At 35.5% G+C, this 21995-nt stretch carries 21 protein-coding genes, 1 other RNA gene and 1 pseudogene; 11 read left to right on the forward strand and 12 right to left on the reverse strand.

Going from position 1 to position 21995, the window contains the following annotated elements; all coding sequences use genetic code 11:
* The first annotated feature begins 37 nt into the window (after positions 1-37).
* The 5 genes from A3K93_RS03750 to A3K93_RS03775 all read left to right on the forward strand — a co-directional run bounded on the left by A3K93_RS03750 (position 38) and on the right by A3K93_RS03775 (position 7336).
* On the forward strand, positions 38-460 hold the full coding sequence (locus A3K93_RS03750; RefSeq protein WP_157883258.1) for a hypothetical protein: 423 nt from the start codon (positions 38-40) through the stop codon (positions 458-460).
* 961 nt (positions 461-1421) lie between these two features.
* Positions 1422-1760 carry a helix-turn-helix transcriptional regulator gene (locus A3K93_RS03760; protein ID WP_067729074.1) on the forward strand — a complete coding sequence of 113 codons (339 nt, stop codon included), beginning with the start codon at positions 1422-1424 and terminating at the stop codon, positions 1758-1760.
* 372 nt (positions 1761-2132) lie between these two features.
* Positions 2133-4025 (forward strand): hypothetical protein, encoded by a 1893-nt coding sequence (locus A3K93_RS03765; RefSeq protein ID WP_157883259.1) that lies wholly within the window; start codon positions 2133-2135, stop codon positions 4023-4025.
* A gap of 417 nt (positions 4026-4442) precedes the next feature.
* The gene (locus A3K93_RS03770) at positions 4443-4955 is read left to right on the forward strand and encodes a MobC family plasmid mobilization relaxosome protein (protein ID WP_067729082.1); all 513 of its coding nucleotides are present in this window, start codon (positions 4443-4445) and stop codon (positions 4953-4955) included.
* A 5-nt stretch (positions 4956-4960) separates the two neighbouring features.
* Positions 4961-7336: a relaxase/mobilization nuclease domain-containing protein gene (locus A3K93_RS03775; protein WP_067729083.1), complete on the forward strand. Its 2376-nt coding sequence runs from the start codon at positions 4961-4963 to the stop codon at positions 7334-7336.
* Positions 7337-7448: 112 nt separating this feature from the next.
* On the opposite strand, the gene A3K93_RS03780 is transcribed toward A3K93_RS03775, so the two are convergent.
* The 4 genes from A3K93_RS03780 to A3K93_RS03795 all read right to left on the reverse strand — a co-directional run bounded on the left by A3K93_RS03780 (position 7449) and on the right by A3K93_RS03795 (position 9784).
* Positions 7449-8063 (reverse strand): DUF6088 family protein, encoded by a 615-nt coding sequence (locus tag A3K93_RS03780; protein ID WP_067729084.1) that lies wholly within the window; start codon positions 8061-8063, stop codon positions 7449-7451.
* A 106-nt stretch (positions 8064-8169) separates the two neighbouring features.
* Complete coding sequence (locus A3K93_RS03785; RefSeq protein WP_067729086.1) at positions 8170-8913, reverse strand: ATP-binding protein; 744 nt, start codon at positions 8911-8913, stop codon at positions 8170-8172.
* A 9-nt stretch (positions 8914-8922) separates the two neighbouring features.
* The gene (locus A3K93_RS03790) at positions 8923-9465 is read right to left on the reverse strand and encodes a DUF1376 domain-containing protein (RefSeq protein WP_067729088.1); all 543 of its coding nucleotides are present in this window, start codon (positions 9463-9465) and stop codon (positions 8923-8925) included.
* A gap of 49 nt (positions 9466-9514) precedes the next feature.
* Positions 9515-9784, reverse strand: a complete 270-nt coding sequence (locus A3K93_RS03795) for a hypothetical protein (RefSeq protein WP_067729091.1) — start codon at positions 9782-9784, stop codon at positions 9515-9517.
* Between the two features lie 341 nt (positions 9785-10125).
* On the opposite strand from A3K93_RS03795, the gene A3K93_RS03800 reads away from it, so the two are divergent.
* Positions 10126-10332, forward strand: a complete 207-nt coding sequence (locus A3K93_RS03800) for a helix-turn-helix domain-containing protein (protein ID WP_067729093.1) — start codon at positions 10126-10128, stop codon at positions 10330-10332.
* A gap of 43 nt (positions 10333-10375) precedes the next feature.
* Here the strand turns inward: A3K93_RS03800 and A3K93_RS03805 are convergent, their stop codons facing one another.
* Genes A3K93_RS03805 through A3K93_RS14890 form a run of 4 tightly spaced genes read right to left on the reverse strand, consistent with a single transcriptional unit; the run spans position 10376 to position 13517 of the window.
* Positions 10376-12268 (reverse strand): hypothetical protein, encoded by a 1893-nt coding sequence (locus A3K93_RS03805; RefSeq protein WP_067729095.1) that lies wholly within the window; start codon positions 12266-12268, stop codon positions 10376-10378.
* A complete protein-coding gene (locus tag A3K93_RS03810) occupies positions 12258-12764 on the reverse strand; it encodes an ABC-three component system middle component 5 (RefSeq protein WP_067729097.1) in 507 nt (168 codons plus the stop codon). The genes A3K93_RS03805 and A3K93_RS03810 overlap by 11 nt, the downstream gene beginning before the upstream one ends.
* A complete protein-coding gene (locus tag A3K93_RS03815; protein WP_067729100.1) occupies positions 12758-13333 on the reverse strand; it encodes an ABC-three component system protein in 576 nt (191 codons plus the stop codon). The genes A3K93_RS03810 and A3K93_RS03815 overlap by 7 nt, the downstream gene beginning before the upstream one ends.
* Positions 13334-13343: 10 nt before the next feature.
* The gene (locus tag A3K93_RS14890) at positions 13344-13517 is read right to left on the reverse strand and encodes a hypothetical protein (protein WP_157883260.1); all 174 of its coding nucleotides are present in this window, start codon (positions 13515-13517) and stop codon (positions 13344-13346) included.
* Positions 13518-13830: 313 nt separating this feature from the next.
* Between A3K93_RS14890 and A3K93_RS03820 the strand changes: the two genes are divergently transcribed.
* A complete protein-coding gene (locus A3K93_RS03820) occupies positions 13831-14436 on the forward strand; it encodes an HAD family hydrolase (protein ID WP_067729103.1) in 606 nt (201 codons plus the stop codon).
* A gap of 152 nt (positions 14437-14588) precedes the next feature.
* On the opposite strand, the gene A3K93_RS03825 is transcribed toward A3K93_RS03820, so the two are convergent.
* The 4 genes from A3K93_RS03825 to A3K93_RS03840 form a co-directional block, all read right to left on the reverse strand.
* The gene (locus tag A3K93_RS03825; RefSeq protein ID WP_171255048.1) at positions 14589-15956 is read right to left on the reverse strand and encodes a tyrosine-type recombinase/integrase; all 1368 of its coding nucleotides are present in this window, start codon (positions 15954-15956) and stop codon (positions 14589-14591) included.
* A 136-nt stretch (positions 15957-16092) separates the two neighbouring features.
* Positions 16093-16275: non-coding RNA, 6S RNA (gene ssrS, locus A3K93_RS03830), on the reverse strand.
* A gap of 98 nt (positions 16276-16373) precedes the next feature.
* A complete protein-coding gene (locus tag A3K93_RS03835) occupies positions 16374-16661 on the reverse strand; it encodes a cell division protein ZapA (protein WP_067729105.1) in 288 nt (95 codons plus the stop codon).
* The gene (locus A3K93_RS03840; RefSeq protein WP_067729107.1) at positions 16658-17215 is read right to left on the reverse strand and encodes a hypothetical protein; all 558 of its coding nucleotides are present in this window, start codon (positions 17213-17215) and stop codon (positions 16658-16660) included. The genes A3K93_RS03835 and A3K93_RS03840 overlap by 4 nt, the downstream gene beginning before the upstream one ends.
* A gap of 64 nt (positions 17216-17279) precedes the next feature.
* Between A3K93_RS03840 and A3K93_RS03845 the strand changes: the two genes are divergently transcribed.
* From A3K93_RS03845 to A3K93_RS03865, 4 genes and pseudogenes are all read left to right on the forward strand, one after another.
* A complete protein-coding gene (locus tag A3K93_RS03845; protein ID WP_067729109.1) occupies positions 17280-17912 on the forward strand; it encodes a UPF0149 family protein in 633 nt (210 codons plus the stop codon).
* Positions 17913-18007: 95 nt separating this feature from the next.
* Positions 18008-19330 (forward strand): Xaa-Pro aminopeptidase, encoded by a 1323-nt coding sequence (pepP, locus tag A3K93_RS03850; protein ID WP_067729112.1) that lies wholly within the window; start codon positions 18008-18010, stop codon positions 19328-19330.
* Between the two features lie 100 nt (positions 19331-19430).
* Positions 19431-20653, forward strand: a protein-coding gene (locus A3K93_RS14635; protein ID WP_101494813.1) for an IS3 family transposase whose coding sequence is annotated in 2 segments (ribosomal slippage) — positions 19431-19767 and positions 19767-20653 — 1224 coding nt in all. Because the reading frame shifts where the segments join, the coding sequence is not laid out codon by codon here.
* 189 nt (positions 20654-20842) lie between these two features.
* Positions 20843-21799: pseudogene (locus A3K93_RS03865) on the forward strand (GGDEF domain-containing protein).
* The last annotated feature ends 196 nt before the right edge of the window (positions 21800-21995 follow it).

Here is a 21995-nt window from a genome sequence, read left to right on the forward strand (position 1 = left end):
ACGCGATGCGTATCTCCATTTTTATTATTTGAGTTTTATGATGAAAAAATTATTAATCACTGCTTCATTGATATTTGCAGGTATGAATTTCGCATCTGCACAAGATGTGGTTACAATCAAGGCACATGTTTTAGGTGAACTAAAAGGTCGTTATGCAATCGACTGTGGTCCTCGACATTTACATGACCTATCTTACGTTGTTGCAGATAAAGCATTGACACGTCTGATCTCAACGAAACGCAAGCAAGGTCTGTTTAAACATCAAGTTAATCGTCAGTTATCAGTACAGGACGGCTATAAGTATTTGAGAACCTCAGCTTATGAAGGTTTTCGAGTCGATTTTTTTGCTAAAGACGGAAAAAATTGGATTAAAGTCAACAACACTGGTCTCATAAATAAATTTGGACCAAAAACGAATGCTTATTTGATGCAATGCCCAACAAGCATTTCATATAAATAATCATGTAAAAAAGCCAACATTCGTTGGCTTTTTTATTTAATAAATAAGAAGAGGAAATAAAGACTCAAAAAACGAAAAAAGCCCAAATGGGCTCAAATAAATATAAGTTGAATAATCAAATAAAGCACTCCGAAGATGCCGCTGCATGTCGTTACCCTGAACCCGATGAGTTCAAAGCTGGTTGCATGAATTAAGCAACATTAGAGTGTACTGAACAATAAAAATAAATCTATAACAAATTAATTTTCATCAGTATTTTTTCAAAAACGCTATTTAAAAATAGGAAGCGATTTTAAACAACATTTTTACAGTATACACTGGGTATACATGGAATTTAAGCTGTATTTTTTGCATTGAGGTATACACTGGGTATACATTTTATAGAATAAAAAAAGGCCTATATGGCCTTTGATAAAGTTGAGTGTTAATTGGGTTGGGAGGTATTCATATACCTATTTTTACCTAAAAACTCGAGTACATCTCTTTTTGTGTAACCAACTTTTCTAGGCCCTACTTTGACAAAAGGAATGCCATTACCTTGGCATCGTTTAGCCTGAAGCCATGAGAGTGACATATCGCATACTAATGCGACGACTTCAGGTGAGAATACTGCATCCTCGGGAAGATTCCAAAATTGATGAATTGAGCTCAAACGTTGCTCTTCTGACATACGAGCAATACGATCTAATCTTTGTTTCATTAAATTTTTTATTTCCTATAACAATTTTTGCAATTTAGATATATCTATAGATATATCTTGTGATGGCTAAAACGTAACACATGAAATTTTTTTAAAACTCGTTTCGTTGAAAACTTCAGAAAAATGATCAGTATTTAAATTTAATAGCAATTCATTATTTATTATTGAGCGACACCATAAGAATAGGGTATGTTCTAAAGTTCCTAAAATTGAACTTTAATTAGTAATTTTGCTATCTAAGTACCATATAGGTAACTTTACATGACACAGTATAATTCCAAGACGGCACACGCTCTTGCAACTGAATTAGGCCAAAGATTACAGAGAGCAAGACTCAATCTAAACCTGACGCAACTGGAGGTAGCTCAACATGCAGGAGTCTCTAGAAAAATTGTGATGAATGCAGAAGTAGGGCAGGTTAGTTTAGAAAACTTGATTGCGATTTTGATGACTCTAGATTTGGTGGGGCAATTAGAATTATTTTTACCTGAGCAACCCTTTTCACCAATACAGCTATTGAAACTACGAGGCAAGGTTCGACAAAGAGCAAGCCGTAAAAGTGATAAAAATTCAAAAATGGATGAAGACTTAGATTGGTGAAATAAGAAATTTACTAGATGATAATATTTTGATTTTTATTTGACGTAGACACTAATATGATCAAATCATCGGCTAAGGTAATTAAAAAAAGTGCATATTATAAAAAAAGCAAATATTTATTTAGGGCTCTTATTTTACATTTGGAGAAAACTATATCTTGTATATATTTGCGAATATGTCGATGCGATTTGTGAGTTATAATCGCAGCTTATTTAAGAAAGTACGATTACTTACTGTCCTAGACAACCAATACAAGGCACCGTCAAATAAAATTAGTTTTTTTTTAATATCCTAAAACTAAGAAATTTTTGTAAATATCTATAGTGATCGTATTTTATGTGAGTGAGATATTTTAAAATGGAATATGTGTACGTGGACAATTTTACTTTTCAGAGAAGTCAATTCTATATAGATCAAATTGAAAGACTAATAAAATTGTCAAATAATGTTGATAAAGTGCAGGCGTGGGCACCTCCAATAGTATCTTTTTTTTCTGGTGAGGTCGTTCAAAGGAATGATGAGGTTCAACCTTTACATAGTGCTATTCATATTTTTGCACTTGATTATGGTCAAGATAAACATATTTTACGAAAATACTTTGTAGAAAATTATGAAAATGTTAGTCAATGGGTTGCTTTATTATATTTTTATTTTAGAACAGTAAACGGATATCCTATTTTAGCTAATGAATTATTAGGTAATGGTTTATTAAATATTTTAGATACACTATCTAAGAATCCTTCTCTTAATTTTAAGAATAAATTCTGTTTCACTAGAGCATATAGCCAAATATTATCATATGCTATTGGAGTGAAGAATGATTCTATAATAAAAATATGTTTAGAGAAAATAAATCAAGATCATTATTATTTGAGTGAAGAAAATTATATTGAATTAATGCAGATAAGGTCTTTCAACAGTAATAAAAATCATAAGAATTATCGCCCCGCAATAGATTTTTTGAAAGAAAAAATATTAGAAAAAAGTTTGGTTGATAATACCTCTATTATTAATACAATTTATCTGGAAGATAAACAATTTTTTCTTCAAAACTTTAAAATTCTTAAGAAAAGAATTTATGAAGATGTACAAAGAGGTTGTACGGATAATTCGATTAGATCTTTAATTGGTAACTTAGTATCTGATAGTTTTTCATATCTTGTACAAGAAATATTATATGAAATTAACTATTCTGATGAAAATTTTAATTTTGTTAAAAATCATTCGTTTATAGTTGCTAACGCTACCAATCTTAGTTTTTATGATAATGGTATTCGTAGTGATTTTAGAGATCAGTATATAATATATAAGAGGTTAATTGGGTCACAAAACCTACGCTTAGGTAGTTATACATCTTTAGCTTTTGATGATGTTGAAGTAGCAGAAGATATTGACTACAAAAGGTATCATGTTGCTGATCATGAATTGTCAGACTTTATAATTGATACTATCAACTGTTATAGAATCAATGAAATTTCGTATCAGAATTTTGAAACCTTTACTTTTTTACCTATTGATACTCATCCTGTGCAGGCATGTCTAGTTTTAAATAAAAAAATTGTCCCACCGTTAATTAATATCAGTTTTGATGACAAAAAAGTTTATAAAAAAATAAAAAAGGTACTTTGCTTTTTAACAAGAAATTCACAAACTTATGATAAAGAAATAGAGTTCTTTTCATCTTTAGAACTGGTGTATGAGATAAAAATTATTACAGATCCTGATAAGAATAATTTTATAAAATCATTAAATGATATGGATTATGATATTTTATACATTTCTGCACATGGTGAGTATGAACACTTCACATCAAGAAAGGAAGAAATTGTCTTTTGGAGTGAAGATAATGAAGAATCATATAGAATATCAACTAAAGAAATAAACGAAAAAATAAATAAAAAGAAAGATAAAAAAATATTAATTTTAAATATTTGTGATGGAGCGAACTGTGGCTTAAGTTATTTAGTTTCAGAAAGAGGTGTAGCCAACAAATTTGCGATAAAAGGCCATATTGTTCTTTCTTACCTTTGGCCTGTAGAGCCCAAATATGCTGTTGTATTTGGTTGTTTGGTATTGTACGAATTGAGGAATAAAGAGATCAATCACGCATATTTTGATGTTCTAAGTCTAATGAACACTACTAATGAACATATTTATCAAGAATTAGTGAGTGATGAAAAAACACAAATATGGGCAGATCTAGTATTAAATTTCTCAGGTTTCATCTCAGAATCACATCTTTATTCTTCCGCTATTTATACTTGATATAAATATAATTGGATATGTTAATAGGTTATATTAATACATAAAGCCTAATTATTTCTGATTAGGCTTTTTTTATTCCATATTTTCTTTGGTTTAGATTGGTTATTAAATTCAGAAAAGACTAGCCTAATGGAATAAGAATAATTATTTAAAAATCAAAAAATTATGCCTAACCTTAATAAGGTTTTAGCGAAAATTTCAAAATTCCCAACATATCCAATCTTCAATTTTTTACTTTTAGTAGCCTTATCTGAGTTAGGTGAATGCCTAATTGGAATGGGGTGTCATTAAGCAAGCCTACCTGTAGCTACAAAAACAAGTGCTACGCACTTATTTTTGGTACGCCACAGGGCTTGTTAGGGGGAATTCATCCCCCTAAGACCCCCAAAACCAGCACACAATTCACATGGTGAAAGCATGGCAAATGATAAGCGAACAATTGTCAAAAGATTAAGATTCACTGCTGCTCAAGCAGAGGAACTAGAGAAATTATTAGAGTCTGAAAATATGATTTTTACAGATTTTATTCGTTTTTTAATCGCACAGGCACTTTCTGAAAGGGACAAGACTTGTTCGAAAGAAAAGGTAGGCGACGTAGAATCTGAAAATGAAGATGTTATAAAAAGACATCGGCGTAAAGCTAAACATATGCAGCCGCACGTGCCTAAGGTAGATCCAGCACTATTAAGGGAGTTAGGCCGAATTGGAAATAATATTAATCAGATAGCTAAGTCCCTCAATCGTTTGTGTTTGGGTAAGCAAGCAGACATAGAGCGCTTTTCATTTGGCATCTGCCTACAAATATTAAGTGAGATACAACAAAAACTTCATCAGCATCTTGAGCCATTACCACCCATCGTTAGATCTGATGCAGCCGTTGAGCGAGCGAAGCAACGAGCTATAGCTCGTGCAACAACAGGTAGGGGCTAGTCATCATGTATTTCAAGTTCCTTGAAAATGGTGTCGGAGATCCTGCTCGTGCTGCAAGTTATTTAATTGATGACAAAGATCATCAAAATCGTCCTAGGGCTGGTGTGCAGGTTTTACGAGGTGACCCAAGTACCTTTGCTGCTTTAGCGCAAAGCTCACCACATAAGTACAAGTATACGTCTGTCGTCATTGCTTGGGCTGAAGAGGATAAATTATCTGATCAGGATATATCTGAGGTATTAGATGCCTTTGAACAACATGCATTCGTAGGCTTAGAACCACATCAATATCATATGACAGCTGTCATGCATGTTGAGGACAGTGGTGCAAAGCATGTTCATATTCTTGTACCACGAATAGAGCTGACTTCAGGTAAATCCTTAAATATTGCCCCACCTGGACATCGATACTATTTCGATCCACTTAGAGATTACTTTAACTATCGAAATAATTGGGCGAGACCTGATGATCCAGCACGTAGTCGGGATTCAAAGCTCCCTAATCACATTTACTTTGAAAATGCTGCAGCAATGCGTGCGGGCTTAAAAGGAGAAACCCAAAAGCATCGTATTCAATTAATTGATCAGTTCATTTTGCATCGAATATTAAGTGGTGTTGTGACGAATAGGGAATCCATCATCCAAAGTTTAAAGGAGATTGGAAAGATTACTCAGGTGGGTACAAATTACATCACGTTAGTAACAGATGAAGGTAAACAAAGATTAAAGTCGGATTTTTATCATGAACAATTTTCACTCCAGAATTACCTCCAAGATAGAGATAGAGCAGCAAGCTCTCAAAGAACACTACAACAAGTCGCAGAAGATTTGGAACGAGATCGAGACAAAGCAAATCAATGCCTTGAGCAAATTGGACGTGTTAGAGCAAAACGTGAGCAATACAACTGCCAACATTACCCAGATCTTAGTGAAGTACGAAGATTTGATGAATCAGCAATTCAACAGTTTGATCGAAGCCAAGAAAACAGTTTATGCACAAGAAGTGAATATCAGACAACTGAATGCTCAGCTCAGCAAAATGAACACAATCAACTCACAGAACCAAGAAACAATAAAGATTCAACAGAAGGAGAACCAAGAGCTCGAGACCTTTATCGGCAAACAGCAGAAGTTAATCAACCAAATAGAAGCGAAGCATCTCAAGCAAAACAGGACTTGGGAAGAAAAGATCACATTGATTCAATCAGACAACACACATATTCCTCAGCAAATGCGACTTTTAAAAATGCTCAGTGGACTCTGCTTAACGAGCCTCATTTTACTTTTAATTCTGATCCTTTGGAGATAAGCCATGACTATGACCGAATTGGCACAAATGAATCATGCTTATATGAATCAGTTACAGATTCAGATCGAACAATTCAAACAACAGCAAAAACTGTATCTAAGTATCGAAGACAGCTTGAAGAAGACTGTAGAAGAACAGAAGCATTATCAGAGCGTATTGGAAGAGAAAATCTTACTATTAGAAACAGAATTGAAGTACAAAACCATAACGATCAACACTTACGAGCAGGAGCTAAAAAAGGAATTACCGGTACCAGATCTGACAGCTTTTTTAAGAGACTTGGAGCCAACATTATTCAAACTCTTAAAGGATTATTTGAATCATCCAGAGCTAATAAAGTCGATCGATCAGCAAGTCACAGTATGTTTGGAGCCCCATCTAAAGAATCTCAAGGCTTTGGACTCAGTCGATTGGTCAGCTTTGCAAAACAGCGAAGTGCCAGACGTAGCGTCATTAGCAGTAATATTGAAGGATTTGGACGGTATGAGAGTGACATTAAAAGAATTGATGCAAACTTACAGAATACGTGTCGTTTGATAAAGCGTTATAAATTTCCCGAGCATAGTTTGGATAACTATCTTCGTTCGATATATGAAAATAATGAAAGAATACGTCTTTCTGAATCAATCGAAATGGCATTGCAGGCCGATAGAGATATGAGAAAACTAATTAATGAGGTACAGAAAGACCCTTATGGCGCATATGCAAAAAAAGGATTAAATATTGATTATTCAAGAGCCATTCAGAAATGCGTCAAAGATATGGTTGATCAGATTCAGTATATACGACCAGAAGATTTTCAAAATATTGATGGTTTTATAAATACTGTAAAGAGCTATACAGAAATGCTTGAATTAAGCCATCCAGATATAGATAGAACGCCAAATTATGATCACGTAAGTGAAATGATTCAAACCTCGATTAAGAAGCTAGAGGATCGAATCCTGCAAATCACTGAAGAGCCTGATTCAAGTAGCATAGAACCTAACAGATTAAATTCAATGCATCAGACAGCGGAGAATAGGCAACAAAGTGAGAAGTCTAATGAACCTGAATCTTGGTTAAGCCAATGATCCAATTACTAGGATGAGACATTTTACAGGTCATGCATTTGACCTCGCGACGTGAGTGAAAAGACTACCCTTAGCCTTAACAGGCTAAGGGCTTTTATTTAAAGTGGTTAGCTTAAAAGTAGAACTTTGTCTTCTGATCATCCAGTAACTTATGCAGCCATGCAGGCAAAGAGGACTGATAAAGTAATATCCACTCTTCAGATGTAAGTGTCTTTTCAAGCTTTTTAACCATATTTAAATCAACACTCTCTTTTCCCAAAAAGAGTAATGCAGATATGGCCATTCCTACACGGCTGTTAAATGGATATTGGAAAAATTTGCTGTTTTTAGTATGCAGTAATCTTACCTGAGTGCCGCCAATACTAAATTCACGAGAGTTACCTGATGTATAAAACACAGCCATCACTGGAACCTGAGTACTTAGTTTAAGTCGATTCGCGGCCATACCACCATGGACCTGGATAAGTTCACCATTTTTTTCAGCAATTACTTTGACCACTTCATAAACATCAGGGCTCAGGTATCGCCCCTTCAACATACGGTTTGGTTCAGGTTTATAATAAACACCGTGCTGAATGCGATTAATCACGCCTTCTTCATTTAAACGGTGGAGCTCCTGATAAACTGCCTCGACCTTTCCAAGCTGTTTAAACTCATCCACAGAAAAGACATGACCAAGGTGAAATTCTTTCACCCGTTCTTGAACCGCTTTTGCAATATTTAACATATCTGAGGCCCCAAACAAACTATCAAAAAGGTGGTTACAACCGTGAGAGATTCACCACACAATCTATGCTTTAGACTTGGTAATGACCAAGGCTTTTGCTTGCAAACTATCTCATCCTATAGTCAGACCAATAGCATGAAGCCATAATGAGTTGATTTTCGTGTAATCGTGACCAGAGTCGTATACCAAGATCTCGTTCTAAATTTTCAAGATTGAAATTAGAAATAATCATAGTTGGCTTCATCATGTCATAGCGTTTGTATAGCACTTTATGAACAAGTTCTAAACGAGATGAATGACGATCATGTAGCCCATATTCATCTAAGACTAGTAAATCAAAATCAGCAAAAAATTGAATCCATTGCTCTTCAGATTGGTCTTCAATACTCCATGAATTCATAATGGTTTTTGCTATCTGAGCACTCGTTATATAACGAGATGACATTTTGGTTTTATAGATAACATTGCGAATAATCGCTGATCCTAGATGGGTTTTTCCAGTACCTGGCGTGCCATAAAGGATAAGGTTGGATTTCGAACCGTTTAATAATTGCTGTGTGAAATTCTGACAGCATTCGACAACTTGCTGCTGTTCAGTAGTACTAGCACTATAATTAGAAAAACCACATTCCAAGTAACGTTGATTTAGTCCTGAGCTATGAATACGGTGTTGTAACAGCTTTTGCTGTAACTCTTCCTTGTGTTCTCTATTCGTTTGTTCAAGATTTTCTTTCGCACAGACTTTGCACAATTGATGACTACCTATTTTTATTAATGGATAGCCATGTTTTGTACAGAGGGTGCTTAAAACATCCTTAGGAGTTTTTAAAAGATCAATTCCTATATTCATCATCTACTCCTAAATCCATTTTCGATTAATCGGTTTTGCTTCATTTTTATCATCCTTCCTTTGAGACGAAGACGAAGACGAAGACGAAGATGAAGATGAAGGTGAAGGTGAAGGTGAAGGTGAAGGTGAAGGTGAAGGGTATTCTTTAAGTAATGCTTGTGCATTGCTAGAGCACTCCGAATCTGATGCATCAGCATTACTTGAGCTTTTATTCCAACGAGCTTGTGCTGCTAATTTCCCACGTTCAGATTTCATCTTTTGATTGAGAATAGCTTGTTCTTTTAATGTAGTGATGTAATTAGATTGAATAAATCCATTTACTTCTTCAAAAAGATTCAGGATTTTTAATGTAGTTATTAGGCTCTTGGTTTTAGGACTCGTTAGTTTGGTCACACTCATCAAAATGTTGGGTTCACTTGGTATAGGACCATTCTTCCAAAAGTCCATCATGAGAAAAAGAGTAGCACCTACTTGTTCGCTCGAAAGGCGAGTAAATTTTGCTTGAAGATCACCAATGTACAGTGGCATCCAAATTGTTGCGTCAGTATTCATTTTGAACCTACAAAAGGTAGGGGCATTTCAAACATGCCCCAGTAGAGAATTAAGAAAATATTTTTAGAAAAAGGGTACGAGCCGTTTGTATGAGATCTTCTAAGTCGTATACGGTGAAATCATTGGTTGTGGGATAGTTTTCACATAAACGATCAGCCCAAAGACGAAGGGCTTGATGATCATTGAAGCAGCTATTTACTTTGAGCTTAGTAGCTAAACGATCTAAACGAGGGATTTCAAACTCATGAATGATATGATTTGCCATCACATCGGCAGCTTCACATACAACGACACCATCAAATACTGATTTATCAAACATGGTGAATCTCCTGACAGCCTAAGTTGAGCAGTGCAAGTAAATAGGGATTTCGTTTAAGTGTTATTTTCTTTATCATTGGTCAATACCTCATGATTAACGTCTTGGTGGTATCTCAGGCTTGTTTGCACGACTTATGTTTCACTTTGGCGAGAGAGGTATAAGTTGTTTGGACAGGCCTGAATTTTTTGTTCTTCGTAAAATGTATGGGGAATTATCTGCAGCTATGGCATAATCAACCTCATAAAAAGTACTAGGAAAGTAGGAAAAATTATTCCTTAGACGTAAATTATCATATTTTTACGGCATTTCAAGTATTTTTTACTATTTAACTAGGAAAAAATATGATTAAGTCAAACTTGGCTGTTTTGTTAGCTGAAAGAAAAATGCGTGTTGCAGATTTGGTAAAAGAGACAGGAATCAATAAAAGTACGCTTTATAAGCTGTATAATGATGAGTCTGTTCGTATCGACTTTGAGACAATTGATAAGATTTGTTTGGCGTTAGATATTGGTGTTGGTGAATTACTCATCTATAAAAAAGAGCAATAGTGAAATATTCAATATTGCTCTTTTTAAAAGTAAATATTAAGTGTTAAGAGAAAGTTCTTTGTCCATTTAAGTATTCAATTTTATGAGCTTTTTCAGAGCTAGTGAATAATTCTGAAGTTGCACAAATAACCTGAAAATCGGACTTTAAGCTATCACATGTTTCATAGATAATATTTTGGAGGTTTGCAGCTCTTTCTTTTTCTAGCCCACCATCATTAATACCATCTAATATTAGAAATCTAGGTATACGCAAACTTGGATCATTGTCAGAGAGTTGTAATAGCGCAAGATGGAACATCTGACGTAGAACAATAGAGGAGCTTTGAGAAAAGTGACTTATACCATTTACTTTAATTTGATTGTCTTCGAATATGACTTCGACTTCATTGTGAGGGTCTAAAAATTCTGATTGTATTCCTATATCTTTGGATAATAGTTGCTTTAAATATAAGTTCAACTTATTTATAACATGAGTCCTTTTTCTTTCAGCACTGTTAACCATACGATCAATATCAGCATTAATCATATTAAACTTATCTTGTAGAGCATTCCTAGTAGATTCTAGCTTTTTAATTTCGTTAGATATTTCTAATCGCTTTTCAATATTTTTAAGCTCAGCTTCTACTTCACCTAATTCTCTATAATTATTAATGAATTCTAGTTCATAACTACTATGCCATTTATTTGTAATGATCTCAAACTCTTGCTTTTGAGCTTCTCTTTCTTTTATTTTTTGTGCATATATCTTCTTCAAATTATTTAAAGAAGATATTTCCTCAGTCAGGATGCTATCTGTTTCTTGTATCTGAAAATTTAGTTCAGTTTTTAATTGCAGTAAGTTGCTCTCATTTATATTTTGAGACGTCTCTTCCTTACATAGTGAACAAATATTTTTATCTAAATGATGAACATGGTTGATCTTAGAATGACAGGAAGGGCAATAATCAAAGAAAATATCATGTACTAGTTTGTTGCTATCAATTGAATTATTTAAATCTAGCATTCTTTGATTTAATTCTTCTTTAAAGCGTGTTAGATCTAGAACTTCTAGTTCTTGTGAATTTAATTGATTTTCAATTGAGAGTACTGATTTGTTAGTGTTCGTTAATTGAATTTGCAATTCTTTTTGAACGTCGTCTTGCGATAATTGACTTTCAATTTTATTACTTTTAATTTCATTAATATTATTGAGAATGGAGTCTTTTCTATCCTCATAAGCCTTCTTCTCAGCAAGAATATATTCCTCAATCATTTGATCCGAAGTCTTACCTAGTAGACTAAAAATAGAGGTGAGCTTATGTATGGATTCACTTAATTGTTTTTCAGTAATCTTTTTTTGAACCTGTGCATGATAAAGTTCACCACTAAAAATACCGAATATATAGTCCCTAATAGCTCCCCGTTTTTCTATATTATCCCATTTTTCATTGCGAAATATTGGTAAGTGATTATTTGGTTGATCTGCATATAAAATTCTCAGAATCTGATGAGTTGTGATAGAAGTTTCTGAAGAAACTGTAGCTGGATAATTTAAATAATCAAAAAATATTTTAGAGAAACCAAACTTTTCATTTGAGGAGTTGTAAGGAAATATGTGCCACTCTCTATCACTAGCCGTGGACGCTGCATCCATATCACCATAATAAATAGCGAGAGGGGCGCGAGAGCTTTCGGAGATTTGACGCTGAATAGTTAATTTATTATTAGCAATTGATACTTCTGTCATAACTTGCGAACAGCTATTAACGATTTCTGAGAATACGATATTTTCTGCACCTAAAGAGTATGCAAGAGTATCTAATAATGAACTTTTACCTGCGCTGTTACTGCCATGGATAACATTTAAACCGCTCATTAATTCAATTTCTAATGCACACTCATTACCTCTATAAACTTTCATTTTATTTACAATGAATGAGTGGTAACTATTTGTCATATCTATATTCCATTAAATTCGTACGGCTTTTTAATCCATCTTTTCCATCTACTGGTGTGAAATACAGGAAATCCGTTAATTCTTTTTCATCATCAGGTGATAAATAATTTTCAAATAGTTGGATATTTGAAGAATTCTGAGGAAATCGCCCACCTTTTTTATATAATTTATTTTCATTACAGAATGTTAATATTTCATTTTTAACTAATGTAATGAGAACTTTATCTTGGATCATATTCATCTTTTGAAAGATCAAAAAGGGTGAATTACACTGCCGATAAGTATCATCTAATAGTTTCACAGATTTTTTGACTTGCGAAAGCTTTTTAGAGCGAGTTAAACGTATTTGTTGGATTTTTTTTGGAAAGACCATATAAAAATCGATAATTTTAACTCGTTCTATTTCAATTGCATTATCGTTTTCAATTTTTTCAAAAATTTTCAAAATTCTATAGACACAATGGCTTGCATCAAAGGCAGGATGATAAATTAGCATTCTTTATCCCAAGATATATGACAGTTTCCAGCTAGAAAATATAATAGATGTTGTACACACTCGCTATGACTGCCTAGAGGGGTACCAACAAGAAGTTTTTCAATGGGAATAATTACTTCTTTGTGGATTGCTGTTTCGACAACAGCTATTGGTTCATTAGCTAGAATAAGAGGTTTAATAAGATTATTAAATGTGACCTCAATACGGGCTAATACCCGGCCAACCAAATATTGGAAGGCTAAGCTATCTTGATGTTGGGTGATTAATCTACTAGCCTTAAGTTTGTATCTTAGTGCTTGTCTAATCAAATAGCTTCTACCTGAATCTTCGAGTTTTTTTTCTAATCCTCTAGCATCCTCTCGAATTACGCCAGAATAATGAAGGATGTCATCGATTTGTTCTTCGATATCAACAGTAAGTCCTTGTTCAATTTTTTTCACAATCTCAAGGTAAGGCATTAGTAACAGCGTATTTTCATTGCTTTCAAAGTTATAGTGATATTGGCGCTTATCAATGTCTCTACCTGCTAAATCACCACCATCAGTGCTGATATCTTTCTGAATATTCAAGATTATATTCCTATTTTTTGATATCTCGTCCTGCTATATCTCCACCGCCTGATCGAAGATTGCGCTGTTTTACTTCATTTTTAGAACTATCTGTTTTTGTTATTTTTTGATAGCAGACCGTTGCTGTCATACCCCCTAAAAAGCCTAAAAGTGCGCAAATTAGTTCACCAATATATTGATCCATAGATCTGTTCTCTCAAAAAATTTATTTAAAAGTTCTTTTATATGTTTATTATTTTGATTTTTATTATGTTTTTGTCAATATTTTATTTCATTAATTTCTACGAGAGCTGTTCCAAACATAGTTGAAATACTTTTTAAAAATAAGAAAATTATCAACATTTGATGATTACTTATATCGAAGCATTTTAAATATTTATGTATATTAAGAATATGAAATATATTGATCTAAAAAGATCTGAAGCACGGCTTAAGAGGTATTCTTGTATCTCATAATTAAGGTTCGCATCAATAACTTTTAATCCATAGCTTGAATTATGAATCACTTTCCTAAAGTTATTGTTTTTGATGCTTTCGGCACACTTGTAAAAAATGGTGAACGCCGATCCCCATACCGTAAGTTGATGCAGTGGTTGAAGGCCAACGGTAGAAAACCAAGTGCACAAGATGCCAAGATCATCATGTCAAATTCTGTTGATATTGAAAAATTAGCTAAGATGTTTGGAGCAGAACTACCAGAACAGTTTTTGAAGGAGATCAATAACGATCTTCAGCATGAATTAAGCACAATTCAACTCTATGAAGATACAGTACCCACGCTTCAAATTTTAAAAGAAAAAGGTTTTAAACTTGCGCTGTGCTCCAATCTAGCTTTGCCATATGGTGAAAAACTTAGAAAACTACTCCCTGATTTTTTTGATATCGTGGCATTTAGTTATGAGGTTGGATCAATAAAGCCTGAGCTTGAAATCTATGCAGTAATTCAGGCATATTTTGGCTGTGATTTTTCAAAAATGCTTTTTATTGGGGATCATCCCATCTTGGATGTTGAAATGCCCTTGTCATTAGGAATGTCAGCAAGGCTCATTGAACGTCAGAAAAACCAGGAACTGTTAGATGTCTTGGGTGATTTAATCGAATAGTATTTCTCTAAAGGTTAATCAAAATAGTGCGCTTACGCTCAATGAATTCGTTTTGGGGCCTTGATTACAAAGAGTGATAGTAAGAGACTCCTGACATGTGAATAAGTCGTAGGAGGCTCTATATAGAAATAATTGAGTTTTAAACTGTTTAATTATTTAGTCATCTTTGATTTCTTGATCAAATATTCACGATTGAGAATGATATTTTTCACATCATTAGAAAGAATATGATTTTCAATTTTCTGCATAGCATCTCTTAAGTCTTTTGCATCAATTTGGGTATAGTCTGCTGTAATATCTGAGTCATCTTGATAAGAATGATTGATCAAAGCCTTAACGGTATACATCCCAATACCACAACGGTTTGCAATAGACGTAAATGTGCGTCTTAAATCATGAAAGGTGAATGGTATTCCTGTGGTTTCCGTAATCTTATGGCGGACATGCCTGCGATCTTTGATATGGTTTTGATTATTCGTTGCTGGGAAGACATATTTAGAGCCGTTCGAATATTTCTTACGCTGTTTAAAAACATGCAGTAGTGTTTCTCCTAAAGGTAAGAGTAGATCTTCACCATTTTTGGGATTAATAATTTTTAAAGTCCCGTATTTCAAGTCAATATTAGCCCATGCAAGTTGCTCAACTTCATTGCGCCTAAGACCAGTGAGTACAAATGTCAAAAGGAAATCTTGGTTCAAATATCCATATTCATTCGCTTTTTCATTTCCTCGCCATTGGGTTTGAACGATCGCTGATACCCAATCTGCTTGTTGTTCACTGTTGATATAATTTTTTCTAGGTTTTAATTTGTTAAAAAGGTCATTCTGATAAAGAATCTGAACTGGACTAAATTCCGTGATAAGTGGTTGGTTATTATTAGTCAGTCTTTTTCGGTGGTAGTTATAAATTGCAGAAAATAGCTTAAGGGTAATATTGGCATGAGACTTATTGGTTTGCGATATTTCAGCATGCTTACCAACCACCATTTGCATAGTTATCTCTGTAATTTTTAAATGGTGCCAATCTTTTAAGTACAAATTCATATCTCGATCATATATAGCAACTGTATTTGGCTTTAACTCTGATTTGGCTTCGATATAGTGCCTATAGGCATCTATTACAGTCGGAATTTTTTGATGGTTTATACGTTCCTGAGAAGCTTTTTGACGTAGCTGTTCTTTTTTGTCATTAGGGTTTATCCCTTGGGACATCTCTAGAAGATACTCGGTAGCTTTTTGCCTTGCTGTTTCAGGTGTATAAAGACCATGGTCACCGATAGTCACACGACATGGAGAACCATTTGGCATCTTCTTTTCAACAGTATAGACAAGAGAATGACGAGTTGCTCTGATGGCAAAGCCAACAAGTTTGTTATCTCGATAAAAGATTTGTTTCCCGTTCGGGATATCAAAGCAATATTGTTTGGAGTCTTTCAAAGATTGTTGTGCTTTTGAATCATTCAATTCTTTGATTAAACCTTTCACAAATGAAAGGGTGATAAAGACTTTATTTTGGGGCATTTTCATTTTCCTAGAATATAGGATTAATAGGCCATTTCTGGGTATACATGGAGTATACAAAGGGCTAAAAAATGAAAATTGATTTGGTGGAGAATTTAGAAATTTTGTTCATGATTGTTAAGAAACAATCACTTAAAAGCACTCCGAAGATGCCGCTGCATGTCGTTACCCTGAACCCGATGAGTTCAAGGTGGACGCGACGCATACTTGCTGGGTTTCCTACACGAAGGTAGGCATACACTCTAAATACACAGAACGCAATCCTAAGATTTAAGTATCGGCAGGGATATAGACCTACTGGCGAACACCTCAGAGATAGAACAAGTATAAACGATATTCAGTGTGTGGCAAATCAAAGCTGTTCAACAACTGTAAACTTCACATTTAATTGAGTGAAGTTTACGCAATTCACTGTAATTATTCAGAGAATTCTTCAACATCCTCTAAAATTGTTTGTAACAAACGTTCACACTGCGCATATTGCTGTAGTGACTTGTTCATTGTCAAAACTTCTTGCATGAGTTCGAGTGCAACCATAATTACCAATTTACTTGGTTCCATACGTGGTGCTTTACGACGAAATTCATCGTATTTATCATTCAATAATTGTGCCGCACGCTCAAGTTCATCTTTCTTCTCAGGTGAAGATGCCAGTTTGAAACTATGACCTAGAACTCTTAAATCAAGGGCGATTTGTTCACTCATGATGACGCTTCCTCTGTCATTTCACTTGGATGAGCCAATTGTTGAATTTCTTGTGCATGTTGATCTTGCGCTGTACCCAAAATTGCCAAACGTTGAATAATCGCTTCAACTTTCGCTTTAGCATGCTCATTCTTTTGCGCTAAACGTTCATTTTCTTGGTTTAAGCGTTGAATTTCTTGCTTAGCAAGTTGCTGTTCATTGAGTAATTTTTCTTTCAGTGCACGTAGATCATTTCTCTCAGCCAAAATTTCCTGAAAGCGATTCTTTAGATCAGTACAACTTTTTTCTAATCGGCTATAGCGGTCTGCAAGTGCAGTCGCATCTTGATTCAGTTGTTGAAATTGAGCACGTGAGTCGGTGAGTTGCTCGGTCAGAACTGTATTTTCTTGTTGTTTTTGTTCAATAACGTTGTTCTTCTGCGCAATTTGAGCTTCGTGTTTTTCTACAGAGGAATCTCGTTCTTGGCGCAGTTCCAGATTTTCACTTTCAAATTGTGCCAGTCGCGTTTTTAAAGCGCCAATGTGCACGTGTAGACGCTGTAATTCTTCTAACATATCGAGGTCGCACAGTATTGCAAACAAAGGTAATATATAAGCAGTATAGAGATTGGATAAACGAATGCAAGACGATATTTCAGGTTGGACCGAATGGCACCGCAATTTTTCTTCAATTGAAGAAATTTCTAGCCCAAGTGAGCTGCATGGCTTACTGACAGGTATCGTATGTATCACTCAGGCACCAACGCGTGAAGAGTGGCAACAGATTTTGGAAACCCTCGATATTCCAGAATTAGACGATGAAACCTTAGAGCTTTTAACTACTGAAGCTGAAGATGTATTCCATTCATTGTCTGAAGATGAATTGGATTATCTACCATTACTTCCTGATGACGAACATCTATTACAAGACCGTGTACAAGCCTTGGCAGATTGGTGTGCAGGTGTGGTATTAGGGTTTGGATTGGCATCGGGTCATATCCGTGACGATGAACGTGAATGGATTGAACATTTACAAGATGTTGCGGCAGTAGAATTTGAAGATTCAGACAACGATGACGAAGGTGAAGAAAGCTATCAGGAACTTTACGAATTTGTTCGTTTAATTCCAGTGAGCTTATCTGTAGGTCGTAAAAAAGTAACTGTAGAGGAAACCCCATTACTTAAACGTTTCACCTCTCAGCCTGCAAAAGCAAAATCTGCGACTGATGCGCAAAGTGTGGTCGAAATGTTTACACCTCATCGTCCAAGCTAATTTTATAATTTAGCCAAGACAAACCTAAGGCTGAATATTCTCCTGTTCGGTCTTAGGTTAAATACCTAAAATGATTTGATAAGAAGTAAGGATTCATGAAGAAACTGACTCAAGCAGATTTTGAAGAACGTCGCGCGATATTAGCGGGTGAAATGGGCTTAAATAGTATTGCAGTGATTGCAACCAGTCCTGTGGCACTGCGTAATCGCGATGCAGACTATAAATATCGTGCAGATAGTAGTTTCTTCTACCTGACAGGTTTTGCTGAACCTGAAGCTGTCGCTGTGATTGAAACTTTTGCTACACGTGAAGAAGGCTATAGCTATAGTTTGTTCTGCCGAGAACGTGACCGTGAAATGGAAATCTGGAATGGTTACCGAGCAGGGATTGATGGTGCGATTGAAGACTATGAAGCAGATGAGGCTTATGCCATTGATCTTCTAGATGAAGAAATTCTGCCGAAATTACAAAACAAAGAAAAACTGTTTTACCGCATTGGTCACGATGCCGCTTTTGATGCACGTGTCGCAAAATGGATTAAAGAGGCCAGTGGCGAAACACGTCGTGGTACAACTGCACCAGCACAACTGATTCAGCTTGATCGCATTGTCGATGAAATGCGTTTGATTAAAACCCCTGAAGAGCTGGAACTTATGCAAATTGCCTCTGATATTTCAGCAGAAGCACATACCAAAGCAATGCAAAGTGTTCAGCCTGGTATGATGGAATATGCGCTTGAAGCTGAACTGAATTATATTTTCGGTAAAAATGGCTGTGTGCCGTCTTATAACAGTATTGTTGGTGGCGGTGAAAATGCCTGCATCTTGCATTATGTTGAAAATGACAAAGAACTCAAGGACGGTGATTTGGTATTGATTGATGCGGCATGTGAATATCAATGCTACGCTTCAGATATTACCCGTACTTTCCCAGTCAATGGGAAGTTCAGTCCTGAACAAAAAGCACTTTATAATGTTGTACTTGATGCACAAATTGCAGCCATTGATGCAGTTCGCATAGGTCACTCATATAAAGAACCGCACAATGTTGCAGTTCGTATTTTGGTTCAAGGTTTACTTGATTTGGGCATCATGCAAGGTGATCTTGATGAGATTATTAGCTCAGAAAGTTACCGCCAATTCTATATGCATGGTACAGGGCATTGGTTAGGTATGGATGTCCATGATGTCGGTGCTTATAAAGTCGACGGTGACTGGCGTGCCTATGAAGAAGGCATGGTTGTGACCGTAGAACCGGGTCTATATATTGCCCCAGATGATGAAACTGTCGATAAAAAATGGCGTGGTATCGGCATCCGTATTGAAGATGATGTGGTCGCAACTAAAAATGGTCCACTTGTTTTGACCAAAAATGTAGTGAAAACTGTTGAAGATATTGAAGCATTGATGGCGAAATAACCAATCTAATGAAACTAAAAAAGCCGCTCCGTGGAGTGGCTTTTTTATTGTGTTGCATGTCCCGTCCTGAAATAAGTTTACACCTTAAGAGACTTATTTTATGGAACATAAACGAGAACAACGAGTTAAACGTACACAACGTGACTATAGCTTTGCCTTTAAAATGATGGTGGTACATGAAGTAGAAAAAGGGCAAATTACTTATAAGCAAGCTCAGGCAAAATATGGTATTCAAGGAAGATCAACTGTGCTGGTATGGTTACGCAAGCACGGACAACAGGACTGGACTTCGAATATGCCGACTTCTTCTAAACGCCAATTGACACCCCAACAACGAATCCGCCAATTAGAAAAGCAGTTAGCCGCAGAAAAGCTTAAAACTGAATTTATTCAGGATGTGATTTATCACATTGATAAAGAATGTGGGACTGATCTTGGAAAAAAGTATACCGAGCACGTTTCAAAGATTGGCAAAGCCAAAGAAGACTAAGCGTTTCACGTTATTGTCAGTGGTTGGGAATCACCCGACAAGCTTATTATCAAGCAGAAAAACGTGCTCAAATGACTGCACAAGCAACTGAACAAATACTTGAGTTGGTTATGGAATATCGCTGTCTCATGCCAAGTATCGGAACACGTAAGCTGTATTGGCTTATTAAAGGCAAATTGTTGCAACGTGGTTTAAAGTGTGGACGGGATCAGTTATTTAAAATATTGAAAGAAAATAACTTATTGATTCGCCCTAAGCGTTGCTATACAAAAACTACGGATAGCAAGCATTGGATGAAGAAGCATCCAAATTTATTAAAGGATTATTCAGCAGTGCAAGCCAATGAAGTCTTTGTTAGTGATATTACCTATGTTGAGAGTGCTGAAGGTGTGCATTATTTATCCTTGGTGACAGATGCTTATACCCGACAGATTAAAGGTTATAAGTTATCGAATGATATGCGTGCGGAGAATGTTGTGCAGGCTCTACATATGGCGATGCAGCAAGCGACAGATCGAGCGACTAGGATGATTCATCATTCAGATAGAGGTGCTCAATATTGCTCTGAGCTATATCAATCGGCATTGCGCCATTATGGGATATGTCCTTCCATGACAGATGGCAAGGACTGTTATCAGAATGCATTAGCAGAGCGAATTAATGGAATATTAAAGCAGGAGTTTTTAACCACGCGATGTCAAACCATGAAGGAGTTAGATCACTTAATTGCGGAATCTATCATGATTTACAATTGTTATAGACCGCATTTAAGTTTAAATATGAACACCCCGAATCAGATGTATGAGCAAACAAAAACCGAGCTAATTGCTTAACTCGGTTTGAAGTGGAATACTGTCAATCTATTTCAGGACAAGACAGCAGATAATGCTTTATTTGCGATAGATTTCACACAACTAGTTTTGCTTAAAACCCAATTTAATTGTAATTACTAATGAACCCGCTCTACACAGGTCAATCTGTACTAAAATATTTAAATTGGTTTTTATTTACGGCTTGTTTTTATGTTGAATGTTGCTCAGCACGCGATCAAATTTCAAAACTTTGAAGAAGCTGGGAAACAAGTCCTCGAGTATTTACATACTCATTTTGGATTTGGTTTGTGGATGATTACCCGTGTCAAAGGGGAAGATTGGATCGTCCTTGACTTACAAAATGAAAAATATGCTGTGCAAAAAGGCAATATCTTCCATTAGGCAGATTCGTTCTGTTACCACATGGTTCAAGGCAAAGCCCCAAATATTGCACCCTCAATTGGCGATATTACGGCTTATGCAACAGCACCAATTAACCGTGATTTATTGATTAAATCCTATATCGGTCAGCCACTTTTTAATGAAGATGGCTCTGTATTTGGGACGATTTGTGCGATTGATACAGAAACCAAATCAGATGAGATTCTTAAAGCCGGGCCATTGATTGAGTTGTTGGGAAATTTACTCAGTTCAATTCTGCAAAGTGAATTACGTGAAAATATTCAACGTCGTTTACGTGAACGGTTTGAAGTTGAAGCATTAACAGATAGTTTAACGGGTTTATTTAATCGCCGTGCGTGGGATCGTTTGCTCAATGCTGAGGAAGGACGTTGTCAGCGTTTTGCATTACCAGCGACCGTTTTGAGTATTGATTTAAATGATCTTAAACAAGTGAATGACCAACATGGACATGACCACGGTGATGCATTAATTCAGCAAACAGCAGAAGTGCTGACCACATCAATGCGTAGTAATGATGTCATTGCGCGTATGGGTGGCGATGAATTTGCAATCTTATGTCCTGAACTCTCTCAAGCAGATGCAAAGCTACTTTTTCAACGTCTACAAGAAACCTTTGAGCAAGCAGGTATTAGCATGGCGATTGGTTTAGCAACCCGTCAACTGGACTCAAATTTATCCGATACCTTAATTCAAGCAGATCAAGACATGTATGCGCAAAAACGTTTGATGAAAGCGCAAGTCTGATACAACATAGAAATTGTGATGCCGAATTTCTAAAATATTTCAGAAAAATAAGTTTACGATTTACTTGAATAGTTTAAGTAAAAACAACATAAGCTTGATTTTGATTGTTTATTTTCACAGGAAATGGACGCAATCTTTATTCAATTCGCATTACAACAACATATTTGAAGCCAATTTATTTTCATACTGCTTACTC

This window comes from Acinetobacter sp. NCu2D-2 (genome assembly GCF_001647675.1).
GTDB lineage: Bacteria > Pseudomonadota > Gammaproteobacteria > Pseudomonadales > Moraxellaceae > Acinetobacter.

Excerpts from the sequence above, each read along its gene's own strand:
- A3K93_RS03750 (WP_157883258.1), top strand. The coding sequence starts at position 38 with ATGATGAAAAAATTATTAATCACTGCTTCATTGATATTTGCAGGTATG.
- A3K93_RS03760 (WP_067729074.1), top strand. The coding sequence starts at position 1,422 with ATGACACAGTATAATTCCAAGACGGCACACGCTCTTGCAACTGAATTA.
- A3K93_RS03770 (WP_067729082.1), top strand. The coding sequence starts at position 4,443 with ATGGCAAATGATAAGCGAACAATTGTCAAAAGATTAAGATTCACTGCT.
- A3K93_RS03775 (WP_067729083.1), top strand. The coding sequence starts at position 4,961 with ATGTATTTCAAGTTCCTTGAAAATGGTGTCGGAGATCCTGCTCGTGCT.
- A3K93_RS03780 (WP_067729084.1), bottom strand. The coding sequence starts at position 8,063 with ATGTTAAATATTGCAAAAGCGGTTCAAGAACGGGTGAAAGAATTTCAC.
- A3K93_RS03785 (WP_067729086.1), bottom strand. The coding sequence starts at position 8,913 with ATGAATATAGGAATTGATCTTTTAAAAACTCCTAAGGATGTTTTAAGC.
- A3K93_RS03790 (WP_067729088.1), bottom strand. The coding sequence starts at position 9,465 with ATGAATACTGACGCAACAATTTGGATGCCACTGTACATTGGTGATCTT.
- A3K93_RS03795 (WP_067729091.1), bottom strand. The coding sequence starts at position 9,784 with ATGTTTGATAAATCAGTATTTGATGGTGTCGTTGTATGTGAAGCTGCC.
- A3K93_RS03800 (WP_067729093.1), top strand. The coding sequence starts at position 10,126 with ATGATTAAGTCAAACTTGGCTGTTTTGTTAGCTGAAAGAAAAATGCGT.
- A3K93_RS03805 (WP_067729095.1), bottom strand. The coding sequence starts at position 12,268 with ATGACAAATAGTTACCACTCATTCATTGTAAATAAAATGAAAGTTTAT.
- A3K93_RS03810 (WP_067729097.1), bottom strand. The coding sequence starts at position 12,764 with ATGCTAATTTATCATCCTGCCTTTGATGCAAGCCATTGTGTCTATAGA.
- A3K93_RS14890 (WP_157883260.1), bottom strand. The coding sequence starts at position 13,517 with ATGGATCAATATATTGGTGAACTAATTTGCGCACTTTTAGGCTTTTTA.
- A3K93_RS03820 (WP_067729103.1), top strand. The coding sequence starts at position 13,831 with ATGAATCACTTTCCTAAAGTTATTGTTTTTGATGCTTTCGGCACACTT.
- A3K93_RS03825 (WP_171255048.1), bottom strand. The coding sequence starts at position 15,956 with ATGCCCCAAAATAAAGTCTTTATCACCCTTTCATTTGTGAAAGGTTTA.
- A3K93_RS03835 (WP_067729105.1), bottom strand. The coding sequence starts at position 16,661 with ATGAGTGAACAAATCGCCCTTGATTTAAGAGTTCTAGGTCATAGTTTC.
- A3K93_RS03840 (WP_067729107.1), bottom strand. The coding sequence starts at position 17,215 with ATGTTAGAAGAATTACAGCGTCTACACGTGCACATTGGCGCTTTAAAA.
- A3K93_RS03845 (WP_067729109.1), top strand. The coding sequence starts at position 17,280 with ATGCAAGACGATATTTCAGGTTGGACCGAATGGCACCGCAATTTTTCT.
- pepP (WP_067729112.1), top strand. The coding sequence starts at position 18,008 with ATGAAGAAACTGACTCAAGCAGATTTTGAAGAACGTCGCGCGATATTA.